This is a genomic window from Pararhizobium arenae, assembly GCF_001931685.1.
Lineage (GTDB): Bacteria > Pseudomonadota > Alphaproteobacteria > Rhizobiales > Rhizobiaceae > Pararhizobium > Pararhizobium arenae.
Genome location: NZ_MOOY01000007.1, coordinates 199,920 through 213,975 on the forward strand (window position 1 = coordinate 199,920; position 14,056 = coordinate 213,975).

10 protein-coding genes are annotated in these 14,056 nt (G+C 62.8%); 4 read left to right on the forward strand and 6 right to left on the reverse strand.

Features of this window, described 5'->3' with window-relative positions:
* Positions 1-309: 309 nt before the first annotated feature.
* The 5 genes from BLX89_RS17010 to bcoG form a co-directional block, all read right to left on the reverse strand.
* Entirely contained in the window at positions 310-1,092 is a 783-nt protein-coding gene (locus BLX89_RS17010; RefSeq protein WP_075292148.1) for a carnitinyl-CoA dehydratase, read from the reverse strand.
* Positions 1,089-3,164: an acetate--CoA ligase family protein gene (locus BLX89_RS17015; protein ID WP_075292149.1), complete on the reverse strand. Its 2,076-nt coding sequence runs from the start codon at positions 3,162-3,164 to the stop codon at positions 1,089-1,091. The genes BLX89_RS17010 and BLX89_RS17015 overlap by 4 nt, the downstream gene beginning before the upstream one ends.
* A 244-nt stretch (positions 3,165-3,408) precedes the next feature.
* Positions 3,409-4,569, reverse strand: a complete 1,161-nt coding sequence (locus tag BLX89_RS17025) for an acyl-CoA dehydrogenase family protein (RefSeq protein WP_075292151.1) — start codon at positions 4,567-4,569, stop codon at positions 3,409-3,411.
* Positions 4,570-4,746: 177 nt separating this feature from the next.
* Positions 4,747-6,237, reverse strand: a complete 1,491-nt coding sequence (locus BLX89_RS17030; RefSeq protein WP_075292152.1) for a carnitine 3-dehydrogenase — start codon at positions 6,235-6,237, stop codon at positions 4,747-4,749.
* A 268-nt stretch (positions 6,238-6,505) separates the two neighbouring features.
* A complete protein-coding gene (gene bcoG / locus BLX89_RS17035) occupies positions 6,506-7,408 on the reverse strand; it encodes a 3-dehydrocarnitine:acetyl-CoA trimethylamine transferase BcoG (RefSeq protein ID WP_075292288.1) in 903 nt (300 codons plus the stop codon).
* 112 nt (positions 7,409-7,520) lie between these two features.
* Between bcoG and BLX89_RS17040 the strand changes: the two genes are divergently transcribed.
* A complete protein-coding gene (locus BLX89_RS17040; protein WP_075292153.1) occupies positions 7,521-8,492 on the forward strand; it encodes a GlxA family transcriptional regulator in 972 nt (323 codons plus the stop codon).
* A 50-nt stretch (positions 8,493-8,542) separates the two neighbouring features.
* On the opposite strand, the gene BLX89_RS17045 is transcribed toward BLX89_RS17040, so the two are convergent.
* Positions 8,543-9,736: a LysR family transcriptional regulator gene (locus tag BLX89_RS17045; protein ID WP_075292154.1), complete on the reverse strand. Its 1,194-nt coding sequence runs from the start codon at positions 9,734-9,736 to the stop codon at positions 8,543-8,545.
* Between the two features lie 137 nt (positions 9,737-9,873).
* Here BLX89_RS17045 and BLX89_RS17050 point away from each other — a divergent pair, with 137 nt between their 5' ends.
* From BLX89_RS17050 to BLX89_RS17060, 3 genes are read left to right on the forward strand one after another with little or no spacing between them, the layout of a single operon-like run.
* A complete protein-coding gene (locus BLX89_RS17050) occupies positions 9,874-11,412 on the forward strand; it encodes an aromatic amino acid lyase (protein WP_075292155.1) in 1,539 nt (512 codons plus the stop codon).
* Between the two features lie 12 nt (positions 11,413-11,424).
* Positions 11,425-12,807 carry a dihydroorotase gene (locus BLX89_RS17055; protein WP_075292156.1) on the forward strand — a complete coding sequence of 461 codons (1,383 nt, stop codon included), beginning with the start codon at positions 11,425-11,427 and terminating at the stop codon, positions 12,805-12,807.
* Entirely contained in the window at positions 12,804-14,054 is a 1,251-nt protein-coding gene (locus BLX89_RS17060; protein ID WP_075292157.1) for a Zn-dependent hydrolase, read from the forward strand. The genes BLX89_RS17055 and BLX89_RS17060 overlap by 4 nt, the downstream gene beginning before the upstream one ends.
* Positions 14,055-14,056 lie beyond the last annotated feature (2 nt).

Sequence of the window (14,056 nt, forward strand, 5' to 3'; positions counted from 1 at the left end):
GCCCCTGTTCCCTTTGTCCGTTGCCAGCCTGATTGGCCGGTCAATCTTGTTTTGTCCGACGAGGTCGCTCGCTATGCGCAGCATGCATGGCAAAGACCCCAACCACCAGTGTTTTTGCAGCCTTTTCGGCCGTCAATTTCTCATTGCAAGGATTCTGGCGTTCAGCCGATCCTCGTTTTTGCTCAGGCTAGTTTCAAAATCTCCCTTTGTATTCACATGAAAATCTGTTCCACTGCATAAGTCTCGCTTATGACAAGCGGCATGCTTTCGGCCGTTTCGTCCGGCGCGTTTCCTCGCGCGCCGTAAGTGTTATCGCCCTTTCCAGACGGGATCGCGCTTCTCGGTAAAGGCGCGAGCGCCCTCGAGCTGATCTTCGCTGGAATAGAGAATATCCACCGTCTTCAGCTGACGGCGGGTGATCTTGTTCATGGTCGTCTGGAAGGCCTCGCCTTCCGCGGCGCGCACGACTTCCTTGATGGCGGCATAGACGAGCGGCGGCCCGCTTTCGAGAAGCCGCGCTAGGTCCCAGGCGCGCTCCATCAACTTGTCGGCCGGCAGGATTTCGTTGACGAAGCCCCAGCGATGGGCCTCCGTCACGTCCAGCCAGCGACCGGTCAGCAGCATGTCCATGGCGATGTGGTAGGGGATGCGCTTCGGAAGCTTGATCGAGGCGGCATCGGCAACGGTGCCGGAGCGGATTTCGGGCAGCGCGAAGGTCGCGTGTTCGGCGGCGAGAATGAGATCGGTGGACAGCGCGATTTCGAAGCCGCCGCCGCAGCAGATGCCGTTGATCGCCGCAATGATCGGCTTGTTGAGATCGCGAAGCTCCTGCATGCCGCCGAAGCCGCCGACGCCGTAATCGCCATCGACAGCATCGCCTGCGGCAGCCGCCTTCAGATCCCATCCCGGACAGAAGAATTTTTCACCCGCACCGGTGATGATCGCAACACGCAGGGTCTCGTCATCGCGAAAGTCGCGGAAGATTTCGCCCATGATCCGGGAGGTGACGAGATCGATCGCATTGGCCTTCGGCCGGTCAATCGTCACTTCCAGAATGCCGCCTTCGCGGCGGGTCTTGATCGGTCCTGTCATGCGCGTGTTTTCCTTCGCCTGATCAGGGCATCGGCCGCGACGGTTCCAGAACCTTCGGGCAGTACCATGATAGGATTGATATCTACTTCTTCGATCATTGAAGCGTTTGAAACGACATAGGATGCCACTGATGCGACGGCGCGGACGAGGGCGTCGATATCGCCCTTCGGCTGGCCGCGATAGCCGCCGAGAAGCTTCGCAGTCTTTAGGCCGGACAGGGTTTCGCGGATCGCCTTGTCATTGGTCGGAAGCGTCAGGATCGCCGAGTCCTCGATGAGTTCGACGAGGATGCCGCCGGCACCGACGGTCAGAACCGGGCCGGCCACGGGATCGCGCATCGCGCCGACGATCAGCTCCGCCACCGGCTTTGCCACCATCTTTTCGACCAGATAACCGGAGGCAACGCCGGCCATGGCTTTCGCAGCATCAAGAACGGCATCGCGACTGGCAAGGTTGAGCTTTACCGCGCCGGCTTCGGTCTTGTGGGCAACGCCCTGTCCCTTGAGGACGACAGGGAAACCGAGCTTTTCAGCGGCATCGGCTGCCTCTTCTGCTGTGGCGGCGGTGACGCCTTGCGGGATCGTAAGCCCAAAGGCGGCCAGCTCCGTCTTTGCCTCGTGCTCGGAAAGCGTGACGCTGTCCTCGTCCGCGGCTCGCGACGCTGCCAGCAGCGGCTCGGCCGCCGGTTGCGACCAGTGACGGCTGATTTCTGCTGCGATTTCGCAGGCTGTCAGCGCCTCGTCGATGCCGGAGAAGGGCACGACTTTTTCGGCCATCAGCCGCAGCGCCGTTTCCTCCGGCATGTTTTCGCCGAGGCTGGCGACGACGCCGGCAACAGCGCCGGTTGCCCGCGAGGCATCGATGACGGCGTCGCAGGTGGTGACCCAATCGGCGGCATCGCAGCGATCCTGTCGCGGGAAATCCAAGACGATGAGGTTCATGGCGTAATCGCCCTTCATCATCGCCGAAAAGGCCGTCGTCTGCTTTTCGCGATTGCCCCAGACGAAGGTGTGGTAATCCAGTGGGTTGGAGATCGTTACCATCTCGCCGAGGCTTTCGCGTAGCGGCAGGCGCTGCTCGTCCTTCAGCGCCCGGTAGACCACCTTGCGACCGACGCCAGCATCCGCCATCAGCGAGGCCTCGCCACCCGAACAGCTCATCGAGGAGATGTCGAAGCTCTTCAGCGTGCCGTGTAGGTGCAGGAGTTTCAGCGTTTCCAGCAGTGCGGGCAGGGTATCAACGCGGCCGATTCCGAGCCGGGCGAGGAGCGCGGATGATACCGCGTCATTGCCGGCAAGCGAGGCGGTGTGCGAGACGGTCGCAAGCTGTGCGGCTTCCGATTTTCCGACCTTGAGCGTGACGACAGGTTTGCCGAGTTCCCGTGCCCGCTTCGCCAATCGCTGCAGGGCTTCGATGCTGTCAAAACCTTCGATATGCAGGCCAACGGCGGTGACGCGCGGGTCTTCGATGACGGCGCAGGCGAGGTCGGACAGCCCGGTCTGCGCCTGGTTGCCGGCGGTCATCAGATAGGCGAGCGGCAGCCCGCGCATCTGCATGGAGATGTTGCAGGCGATGTTGGAGGACTGGGTGAGGACGGCGACGCCGTTTTCGACGCGCAGCATGCCGTGCTGGTCGGGCCAGAGCAGGGCGCCATCGAGCATATTGATGAAGCCGTAACAATTCGGCCCGACGATCGCCATGTCGCCAGCCGCTTCGACGAGAGCCGATTGCAGCTCATTGCCGTCAGCGAGTTCGTTCACCGCCTCGCGAAAACCCGAGGCGTAGCAGATCGCACCACCTGCACCGCGCGCGGAGAGATCACGAATGATCTCGATGGTGAGCTGGCGGTTGACGCCGACGAAGGCGGCATCCGGCGCTGCCGGCAGATCGGTGACCGAGCGGTAGCACTTGCGTCCGAGCACGTCGTCGAGCTTGGGGTGGACCGGCCAGATTTCGCCGGCAAAGCCCATCTTGTTGCATTGCTCGATCACCCGGCGCGCTTCCTTGCCGCCGAAGACGGTAATGGATTTCGGGCGGATGAGACGGTCGAGAGGGCGGGGGGAGGTAGTCATGCGACGTATCCCTCCGTCGTGCCGAACACCCCCCTCTGCCCTGTCGGGCATCTCCCCCTCAAGGGGGGAGATTGGATAGCAGCGCCGTCTCGGGCATCTCCGAGTTCCAGGATGCCGATCCTTTTCAAATTAGCTTTCCGCCAGAGGCTTACGGTTGAGGCCAAAGTTGCCTTCTGCCGATCTCCCCCCTTGAGGGGGAGATGCCCGACAGGGCAGAGGGGGGCATCACGGCGCATATTCATCCTCACGCCCCCAGCGGCCGCAGCAGGTCGCGGCTGATGATGTGCCGCTGGATTTCGGAGGTGCCATCCCAGATACGTTCCACGCGCGCATCGCGCCAGAAGCGGGCGAGCGGCAGGTCGTCCATCAGGCCCATGCCGCCATAGATCTGGATCGCCTCATCCGTGACCCGCGCCAGCATTTCCGTCGCATAGACCTTGGCCGAGGCAATTTCACGGTTGGACGGCAGGCCCTGATCGAGCCGCCATGCGGCCGAGAGGGTCAGAAGGTCGGCGGCATCAATCTCGGTGATCATGTCGGCGAGCTTGAACGAAACGCCCTGATTGGCGCCGATGGGCTTGCCGAACTGCTTGCGTTCTGCGGCGTAGGAGAGAGCATAATCAAAGGCCCGACGTGCGCGGCCGACGGAGGTCGCAGCGACTGTCAGGCGGGTCGCGTAGAGCCAGTCATTGGCGATGTCGAAGCCCTTGTGCACTTCGCCCAGAATCTGCGCCGAGGGAAGGCGGCATTCGTCGAAACTGAGGATGCAATTCTTGTAGCCACGATGGGACACGGAGCTGTAGCCGTCGCGGATTTCGAAGCCGGGCGTGCCGCGATCGACGAGGAAGCAGGTGATCAGCTTTTTGGGGCCGCGCGGTGTCTGTTCTTCACCGGTGGCGATGAAGACGATGACGAAATCGGCGATATTGGCATGGCTGATGAAGTGCTTGGTACCGTTGACGATCCAGTCGTCTCCATCCTTACGGGCAAAACACTTCATGCCGCGCACATCCGAGCCGGCGTCCGGTTCGGTCATGGCCAGCGCATCGAATTTCTCACCGGAAACCGCCGGCAGAAGATATTTTTGCCGCTGCTCGTCATTGCAGGCCATCAGGATGCCCGAAGGGCGGCCGAAGAACACGGTGAGCGCCATCGAACCGCGGCCAAGCTCGCGCTCGACCAGCGTAAACGTCTGGTGATCAAGTCCGGCGCCGCCGACCGATTCCGGCATGTTGCAGCCGAAAAAGCCGAGTTCCTTACACTTGCGGGCAATCTCCTGGCCAAGTTCCGGCGGCACGAAGCCGGTGCGCTCGACTTCGTTTTCATGCGGATAGATCTCCGTCTCGACGAAGCCGCGCACGGTGTCGACGATCATCTGCTGTTCGTCGGAGAGTGCGAAATTCATAATTGTTCTCCCTCGTGTTTTTTTGCCGGAGCAGTCCCCTCAGATTTGCCCCTCACCCTAGCCCTCTCCCCGCTTGCGGGGAGAGGGGACGACGGAGTTTGCCGCTTGTCCCTTCTCCCCGCTAAAACGGGGAAAAGGTGTTGGATAGGGCGGATGAGGGGCAAACTCGTAAGTCTATTACCGCTTCTGCCCTACAGCCCGGCCAACACCCTCCGGTGCCGGCAGCGAGGCATGGGCCTCGGCAATCGCCTTGACCTTGGCGAGCACCGCCGGCAGTGCCGGAACAGCCTTGCCCTCCTTGCTGCTGACATGCAGCAGCATCTGTTCGGCCGTCGCGAGCTTGGCGCCCGTTTCGGCGTTGTAGATGGTCGAGAAGATGTGCAGTCGCTTGTCGTCGTGAGACAGGATCTGGCAGGTCGAAGTGAGCGTATCGCCGAGCTTGCCCTCGTCGAGGTTTCGGATGTGGGTCTCGACCGTGTAATAGCTGTGACCGTCGCGCACATAGTCGAGATCGACGCCGATCAGGCGCAGCAAGCCATCGGACGTGTCGCCGAAAACCTGAAGGTAGCGATGCTCGGTCATGTGGCCGTTGTAATCGACCCAGGCGGCGTTGACCTTGGTTTCGAGAATGCGGATCGGCTGGGCTTCGCCGAGATCCGTTTCCGGCTTCTTGGCGTTTGCCCAGAGACTCTGCTCGAAATCGGCAAGCAGCTTGCCCGCACCCCAGCCCTTGCCGCCATCGCCGCTCTTCAGCGCGTGCATGATGCCGACGAGGTTTTCGTCGCGGATGCGCTCGAGGTCGCGGATGCCACGGGCGCCGGATTGCGCGTCGGACTGGCCGGCGATCTTGTCGACCAGCTCGTCATCGAGATCGACGACATCCATGAGCTTGGTCCAGGGCCAAGACAGGCAGGGGCCGAACTGGGCGAGGAAATGGCGCATGCCGGCTTCGCCACCGGCGATGCGGTAGGTCTCGAACATGCCCATCTGCGCCCAGCGCATGCCGAAGGAATAACGGATCACGTCGTCGAGCGTTTCCGTGTCGCAGATATCGTCCTTGATCAGCCAGAGGCCTTCGCGCCAGACGGCTTCGAGAAGGCGGTCGCCGACGAAGGCCTCGATCTCCTTGTTGATGATGACGCCCTTCATGCCGATCGGCGCAAGTTTCGCCTTGGCGTCTTCAAGCGTGGCCTTGGCCGTCTTCTCGCCGCCGACGAGTTCGGCGAGCGGCAGGAGGTAGACCGGGTTGTAGGGATGGGCGACGAACATGCGCTCGGGGTGCTTCATGTCGCGCTGAAGCTCAGTCGGCATGATGCCGGACGTCGAGGAGCCGATCAGCGCTTTCGGGTCGGCCGCCGCATCGATCTGGGTGATGACGTTGCGCTTGAGATCGACGCGCTCCGGCACGCTTTCCTGAATCCAGTCAGCGCCTTGCACGGCCTCTTCAATGCTCTTGACGAAGGTGAGCTTGCCCTTCGGAGGCAGCGGCGCCATGGTCAGCATGCCATAGGCGCGGTCGGCATTGGCCATGACTTCGCCGACGATGCGCTCGGCTTCCGGATGCGGATCGTACATCGCGACATCGATGCCGCCGAGAATGAAGCGCGCCGCCCAGGCTCCGCCGATAACGCCGCCGCCGATACAGGCCGCCTTGGTGATCTTGGTCATTTTTCTTGTGTTCCCTCTATATATGTCCGTTCCGCGGTTCTTTTACCCCTCACCAAGCGCGCCCAAGCACTCAGCTGCGCTTCCTGCGGGCTTGCTATCCTCTCCCACAAGGGGAGAGGCGGGACCGCGCGACACCTTGCTTCTGAAATCGCGGTGAGCTTGCGGCAGGTTCCTCTCCCCTTGTGGGAGAGGATAGTTCGTCCCCGAGAGGCGAAGCCGATCGGTTGGACGAACTTGGTGAGGGGTAATCTTACCTCGGACGCATGTTCTACCGCTTCGTCAGCCTCAGCTTCTCGCGCACTTCAGCCGGGCCTATGACACGAGCGCCCATGCCCTCGATCACGGTCACGGCCTTTTCGACGAGCTGGCCGTTTGTCGCGAGCTGGCCCTTGCCGATATAGAGATTGTCTTCCAGTCCGACGCGGACATTGCCGCCGGCAAGCACGGCTGCCGCCGGATAGGCGAGCGCGTTTCGGCCGATGGAGAAGGCCGAGAAGGTCCAGTTTTTCGGCACGTTGTTGACCATCGCCATGAAGGTGTTGAGGTCATCCGGCGCGCCCCACGGAATACCCATGCAGAGCTGGATCAGCACCGGATCCTCGATCAGACCTTCTTCGGCAAGCTGTTTGGCAAACCAGAGATGGCCGGTATCGAAGGCTTCGATTTCCGGGCGCACGCCCAGCGCCGTCATCTGCCGGGCCATTTCGCGCAGCATCGAGGGCGTGTTGGTCATCACATAGTCGCCGAGCGAGAAATTCATCGTGCCGCAATCGAGCGTGCAGATTTCCGGTAGGCATTCCGCCACATGGGCAACGCGCTCGGTGGCGCCGGCCATGTCGGTGCCGTTCGGATTGACGGGGAAGGGCGCCTCGACATCGCCGAACACGAGGTCGCCGCCCATGCCGGCCGTGAGGTTCAGGACCACATCGACATCAGCCGAGCGAATACGGTCGGTCACTTCCTTGTAGAGGTCGAGGCGGCGTGCGGCGGCGCCGGTTTCCGGATCGCGCACATGGCAGTGGGCAACGGCAGCGCCGGCCTTCGCCGCTTCGATCGCGGCATCGGCGATCTGCTTGGGCGTGATCGGCACATGCGATGATTTGGATACGGTGTCGCCGGCACCGGTCACGGCGCAGGTGATGAAAACATCGCGGTTCATAGCGAGTGGCATGGAGGTCTCCCCGTTTTTCTTTGGACCCATTACGATCCAATAAAATTGCGTTTGCTTTCCATTGCCGGATGCAGACTATACATTCTCGGAAATTCCGGTGCGGAGGAAAACTATGCTGGTTCCGGCCGATAAGACGCAACATATCGATCTCCTGATCCTGCCAGAGACCAACCTGATCCTCACGGCCTCGGTGATCGAGCCGCTGCGGGCGGCAAATCGCATAGCCGGCCGGCCGCTCTACAGCTGGAATCTCTACAGCCCCGATGGCGCACCGATCGAGACGAAGAGTGGTATCCCCATCCCCGTCAAAGGCGCTTTCCGGCCGCAGAAGGAGACCGAGCCGCTGTTCATCCTCTCCAGCTACAACTGGCAGGGCAGCGACACGCCGCAGCTACGCATGCAGCTATCCCAGACGGCGCGGCACCGCGAGATGATGGCCGGAATCGAATCCGGCTCGTGGCTGCTTGCGGAAATGAGCCTGCTCGACAATTTTCAGGCGACGACCCACTGGGAGGATTTCGAGGATTTCACGGCCGCCTATCCGCAGGTAACGATGGTGCGCGAGCGCTTCGTCATCGACGGCAAGCGCATCACCACCGGCGGTTCGCTGCCGACGCTCGATCTGATGCTGGAACTCATCCGCCGCCAGCACAGCTATTCGCTGGCGCTCGAAGTCTCGCGGCTGTTCATCTACGAGCAGGAGCGCACGCGCGGCGACCTGCTGCAGGTGCCGGCCATCGGCAACATGCGCATTGCGGATAACCGGGTGAGCGCCGCCGTGAAGCTGATGGAGGAAACGGTGGAGGCGCCGCTGACGCTTGCCCGTCTCGCCCGCCGCCTCGGCGTCAGCGCCCGCCATCTGCAGACGCTGTTTCAGGAAACGATGGGGGTGGCGCCGCATGTTCATTATCTTGCGCTGAGGCTGAATGCCGCCCGTCGAAAAGTCATCGAAAGCCGGGCCGATTTCGCCGATATTGCGGCGGCCACCGGCTTCAACTCATCCTCCGCTTTCTCCCGCAGTTACCGTGCCCACTACCGCGAAAGCCCGAGCGAGACGCGGCGGCGGCTCAAGCTCAAGGCCTGATTCAAGTGCTTGAGAGACCGATTCAGCTTTGCCGATTTTGTTGAATCGGATCAGATGTTTATGGGCTCATGCGAGGAAAGTGATTCCGCTCGCATCATCTCCAGCATCGCTTCCCCGAGCTGACGCGAGAGGGCGTTTTTCGGCCAGACGAGCGACAGAGACTGGGCATAGCTCTCATCGAGCCGGATCATCGCCGGTGCATTGCGCACCCGCGACAGAGAGCTCTGCGGTAGCACGGAAAGATAGCCGTGATTGAGAACGAGGTTGATGATGACGGGGATGGAATCGACTTCCGCAATCGTCAGTCGCGGCCGCTCGGTCTCGCTCAATGTGTTTTCCAGAAACCGGGTTGCCTGCTGACGCAGACCGCTGCGCAGGCTTGGCACCGCGATGGGGTGTGTGGTGAGGATATCATTCAGCGGCTTGCCGGTGGCGAAGAGCTCGGGTTGCCCGGCCAGCGCCAGCGGACCTTGCGAAACGAGGTGCCCCTCGAACTCGGCTGGAAAGTCCGCCACATCCAGCAACACGGCATCGAAGCGGCGGCTTTTAAGGCCGGCGATCAGTTCATCCGCCGTGGTGCTGGAGAGGAACAGCGGCTGGCGCGGCCGGGCGCGATGCCACCTTGCCGTCAGCGTCGCCAGCATGCGGGCAATCTCGCTTTCCGGCCCGAGCGGCATGACCGAGCCGAGCCGCCACGTCGCGGCACTTCGGCGGAAACGATCGGCCGATGCGCGCGACAGCTGCGCCCAGATTTCGCTCAGCGTTTCCGCAAGCGGCATGGCAGCAAGCCCCTCGGCGGTGCAGACGACACCCGCCGCCGAGCGGGTCAGAAGCGCGTAGCCCAGCGCCTTTTCCAGATCGGCGATCTGGCGGGTCAGTTGCGGCTGCCCGACGCCGATCTGCCGTGCAGCCGCTCGGACGCTGCCGCAATGGGCAATGGCGAGGAATCGTTCGAGGGCGCTGATGCTGATCGCTGGCACGGTCTCAAGGGTTTTCTCCGCCGGAGCCAGTAGGTCGGAGATCGCGGCACGGGCGGCGGTGAGATCGGCGAGGCGGCGCTGGGCTTCCAGGGTCGGAACGAGATTGCCACCCTCCCGTCGCACCAGCGGCACGGCAATCGCCGCCTCCATGCGCTTCAACGCGGCGCTGACGCTCGCCGGCGGGCGGCCGGTCACTTTTGCGGCACGTCTTATACCGCGTTCGGTGAGAACGGCATGCACGAGGGTGAGGGTGGCGATATCCATGACAAAGGCGTGCTCGTCGAGGGGTGGAGGCCGATACTACCGGCTGTTCAGTATGCGGCATCTCCTGTTTGGTTTTTGGGATATACCACAAGGCCTGCCATTGCGCATAGCATGGTGACAATCGGGAAAGAGCAGGCATGAATGCGGCGACGAAAACCATTGTTTTGACGGGACAACCGCTGAGCTTCTCGGCGCTGGAAAGAATCGGTGCCGGTGAACATGTGCCGGAAGTCTCGTCTGTCGCGCTGGAGCGGGTACAGGCGGCCCGCACCGTGATTGCCGATCGCATCGCGTTAGGGCTTCCCGTTTACGGCGCCAATACAGGCGTCGGCTCGATGAAGGACCGGCTCTGGACGGCAGATGACCTTACCCAGTTCAACGCCTCGCTGGTCAAGGCTCATCATTTCGGAACCGGGCCGCTGTTTACACAGTCCGTCGTCCGCAAGGCGATGGCAATCCGGGTGAATACGGCGCTTGGTGGCCATACCGGCTGCAGCGTCGAACTGGTCGACGCGTTCCTCGGGCTTCTGCGCGCCGGCGTCGTGCCGGCTGTGCATCGTCATGGCTCCATCGGATGTGCCGATATCGGGTTGATGGGCCAGGTGGCTTCTGTTCTTACCGGCGCAGGCCGGGCTTTTTATCGTGGGGAATTGCTGGATGCGCCGGAGGCCCTTAAGCGGGCCGGCCTCACACCCCTTGTCATGCAGCCGCGCGATGCGCTGGCGGCCCTCAGCGTCAATGCAACGGCTTATGCCGCCGCCGCCGAATTGGTGCGTGAAGCGGCCTCTGTCGTCCGCGTCCTGATGGTCACAGGCCTGATGTCGTCGCTGGCGCTTGGCGCTTCAGCCGATCCGTGGCGCGTTGCAGCAACGCTCGGCACGCGCGGGGAGGCGTTGGTCGGCTCCTGGCTCTATGGGCAATCCGACATGGTCGACTGGCCGCTGCCGACGGCGATCCACGATCCCTTGAGCCTGCGCATGACGGCCCAGGTTTTCGGCGCGGCAGTCGATACGCTGGTTGTCGCGGCCGAACGCCTTCTCGATGCCACCTATCTTTCTGATGACAACCCGGTGGTTCTGGGCGGTCAGGTGCATTCCTCCGGCGCTTCGCTTCCGCTGACGACGACGCTCTACATCGAGACGGCGCAGATCGCCTTCTCCCATGTCGCCCGCAATGTGCTCAATCGCTGCGTCCTGCTCTCCAACGGGGTGCGGCGTAACCTGCCCATCAATCTTGTGGCACCCGGCGAAGTGGCAAGCGGCCTAGGCCCGCTGATGAAGCTTGCCGTCGAGCTTTATATGCGCGTGCAGTCCAATGCCGTGCCGCTTTCGGCGCAGTCGATTGTCGTCGCTGGCGGCCTTGAGGAGGAAGCGACCTTTCTGCCGCTGATCGTCGAGCGCATGGAGGCCCAGGTGCGCGATCTCTGCCAGATGGGCGCGATCGAGGCGCTCTTGTCCGCACAGGCCGTCGACCTGCTCGGTGACAAACCGCAGGCCACGACCAAGCTGGCCTATGACCGCGTCCGCGAGATCAGCCCGATGTATTTGCAGGACCGGCCTCTTTCCGACGAAATCGAGGCATTGCGGATGGCGTTTTCGTGCCCAGATCTGCGCCGAAGCCTGGTCGCGGCGGCACCCATGCCGGAATTCGACGATTTCTTTGCTCTCGCGCTTTAGGAAGGCAAGCTCATGGCCGATTTCGATCTCGTCCTTAAGGGAACGCTGGTTCTGCCCGACCTGATCGTTGAGGCCGGCCATATCGGCGTTATCGGCGAGCGCATCGCCGTTGTCGGGCAGGGCGCGATGCCGGCTGCCAAGGAAAGTCATGATCTCGGCAGGGCTTTGATCCTGCCGGGCGCGATCGATGGACAGGTGCATTCGCTCAGCCAGAAGGATCAGGAGGATTTCATCTGGTCGACCCGCTCGGCGGCGGCCGGCGGCGTCACGACCATCGTCGACATGCCCTATGACGAGGGCGATCTCGTCTGCTCCGGCAATGCCGTGCGCCGCAAGATCGCCCATGCCGGCGCGCAAGCCCGCGTCGATTTCGCGCTTTATGGCACGGTCGATCCGGAAGAAGGCTCGTTGCGCATTCCGGAAATGGTCGAGGCCGGCGTCGCCGCCTTCAAGTTCTCGACCTTCGGCACGGACCCGAAGCGCTTCCCTCGTATCCCGGCCGCCCTGCTGGAAGATTGCTTCGCCACCATTGCTCCGACGGGGCTGACGGCTGGCGTCCACAACGAGGATGACGAAGCCGTCCGTGCGGCCATTGAAAAGGTCAAGGCCGCCGGCATCACTGATTACCGCGCCCACGCGCTGTCGCGCCCGCCGCTGACGGAACTGCTTGCCACCAACCAGATTTACGAGACGGGCGCCGCCACCGGATGCCCGGCCCATGTGGTGCATTGCTCCGTCGGCCGCGGCTACGACATTGCCCGCAGCTACCGCAACCAGGGTTTTCGCGCGACGATCGAGTGCTGCATCCATTATCTTGTTCTGGACGAGGAAAATGACGTGCGCCGGCTTGGCGGCAAGGCGAAGATCAATCCGCCGATCCGTCCGCGCGCCGAGGTCGAAAAACTCTGGCGGCATGTGGCCGAGGGCAATGTCACACTGGTTTCCACCGATCACGTCAGCTGGTCGGAAAATCGCAAGACCAACCCGGATATGCTCGCCAATTCCTCCGGCGTGCCGGGGCTGGAGGTGATGGTGCCGCTGTTCATCAAGGGTGCGCTGGAGCGCGGCATTCCGCTCACCCGCGCCGCCGAGCTGATGGCGCTAAACCCGGCCCGCCATTTCCGCCTCGATCATGAGAAGGGAGCGCTTGAGGTTGGCAAGCACGCCGATATCGCCGTGCTGACGCCCGAGCGTTACGTCTACGACGCGGCCGAAAGCGGCAACAATGTCGTGGGCTGGTCGCCCTACAACGGCATTCACCTGCCGTGGCGTGTGGCGGCGACCTATAATCGCGGTCGCAAGGTCTATGAAGGTGGCAAGGTGCTGGCAGCACCCGGCGATGGCCGTTTCGTCCGGCCCCTGGCAAGCCTGCCGCTTGCGGGGCCGGTCGCATGAGGCAGACCAATCTTCCCGTCAATGCCGCGCGCATTGCCGATAATATCAAGGGCCTTGCGCGCCTGACCGAGCCGGACAGGCCCTACACCCGCCGCGCTTTCACGCCGATGTTTCTCGAAGGCCGCGCTTTTCTCGATCGTCAGTTCAAAGCAGCCGGGCTTGAAACCCGCATCGATGCCAGCGGCAACCTGATCGGTCGCCGCAAGGGCCGCAAATCCGGTCTCGGTACGATCATGCTCGGCTCCCATTCCGACACGGTGCCGGAAGGCGGCCGTTTCGATGGTATCGCCGGTGTCGCGGCGGCGCTCGAAGTCGCCCGCGCTTTGGATGATGCCGGCATTCGGCTGGATCATGATCTTGAGATTGTCGATTTCCTTGCAGAAGAAGTCTCGATCTTTGGCGTCTCCTGCATCGGCAGCCGCGGCATGGCCGGGCTTATCCCCGATGGCTGGTTTTCCCGCAGCGAAGGGGAATTGACTCTGCGTCAGGGCATCATCGATGCCGGCGGTGATCCCTCACGCATTGCCCAGCTCAAGCGCACCGATATCAGGGCATTCCTTGAGCTGCACATCGAGCAGGGTCCGGTTCTGGAAAACGAACGCCGCGATATCGGCATCGTCACCGCCATCGCCGGCATCACCCGCATCGAGATTTTCGTCGAGGGCCAGGCCGATCATGCCGGTACGACGCCGATGGGTGCACGCCGCGATGCGCTGGTGGCCGGTGCCGCGCTGGTGGCCGATGTTGAGCGCGTCGCGCGCCGGATGGCACAGGGCGAGGGGCATTTCACGGCAACGGTCGGCGAATTCGAAATCGAGCCGAATGCCGCCAATGTCGTGCCCTCGCGCGCTCGGCTGCTGATCGACGCCCGCGCCGAACGACGCGAGGACATGGAGCGCTTCATTGCGGAGGTCGATCGCATGGTCGTGGAGTTGCAGCGCGACCGGGGCGTTACGGTTTCATCGCCCAAGATCTTATCCGACAATATGCCGACCCCGGCCGATACCACGGTGATGGCGGCCCTCGAAGCCTCGGCGGAAAATGCCGGCGCACGTTTCCGCCGCATGGCCTCCGGCGCTGGGCATGACACCGCCTGGATGGCGCGGATTTCGCGCTCGGCCATGATCTTCGTTCCCTGCCGCGAGGGGCGTTCCCACACGCCGGACGAATGGGCCGAAAACGACGATATCGCGCTGGGTGCAGCCGTTCTTTTCGGCGCCGTGCGCCGCCTTGATGCCGAGCTATAGGA

What these genes read in the sequence shown, in the direction of transcription:
- BLX89_RS17010 (WP_075292148.1), bottom strand. Translation starts at nt 1,092, where the DNA reads ATGACAGGACCGATCAAGACCCGCCGCGAAGGCGGCATTCTGGAAGTG.
- BLX89_RS17015 (WP_075292149.1), bottom strand. Translation starts at nt 3,164, where the DNA reads ATGACTACCTCCCCCCGCCCTCTCGACCGTCTCATCCGCCCGAAATCC.
- BLX89_RS17025 (WP_075292151.1), bottom strand. Translation starts at nt 4,569, where the DNA reads ATGAATTTCGCACTCTCCGACGAACAGCAGATGATCGTCGACACCGTG.
- BLX89_RS17030 (WP_075292152.1), bottom strand. Translation starts at nt 6,237, where the DNA reads ATGACCAAGATCACCAAGGCGGCCTGTATCGGCGGCGGCGTTATCGGC.
- bcoG (WP_075292288.1), bottom strand. Translation starts at nt 7,408, where the DNA reads ATGCCACTCGCTATGAACCGCGATGTTTTCATCACCTGCGCCGTGACC.
- BLX89_RS17040 (WP_075292153.1), top strand. Translation starts at nt 7,521, where the DNA reads ATGCTGGTTCCGGCCGATAAGACGCAACATATCGATCTCCTGATCCTG.
- BLX89_RS17045 (WP_075292154.1), bottom strand. Translation starts at nt 9,736, where the DNA reads ATGGATATCGCCACCCTCACCCTCGTGCATGCCGTTCTCACCGAACGC.
- BLX89_RS17050 (WP_075292155.1), top strand. Translation starts at nt 9,874, where the DNA reads ATGAATGCGGCGACGAAAACCATTGTTTTGACGGGACAACCGCTGAGC.
- BLX89_RS17055 (WP_075292156.1), top strand. Translation starts at nt 11,425, where the DNA reads ATGGCCGATTTCGATCTCGTCCTTAAGGGAACGCTGGTTCTGCCCGAC.
- BLX89_RS17060 (WP_075292157.1), top strand. Translation starts at nt 12,804, where the DNA reads ATGAGGCAGACCAATCTTCCCGTCAATGCCGCGCGCATTGCCGATAAT.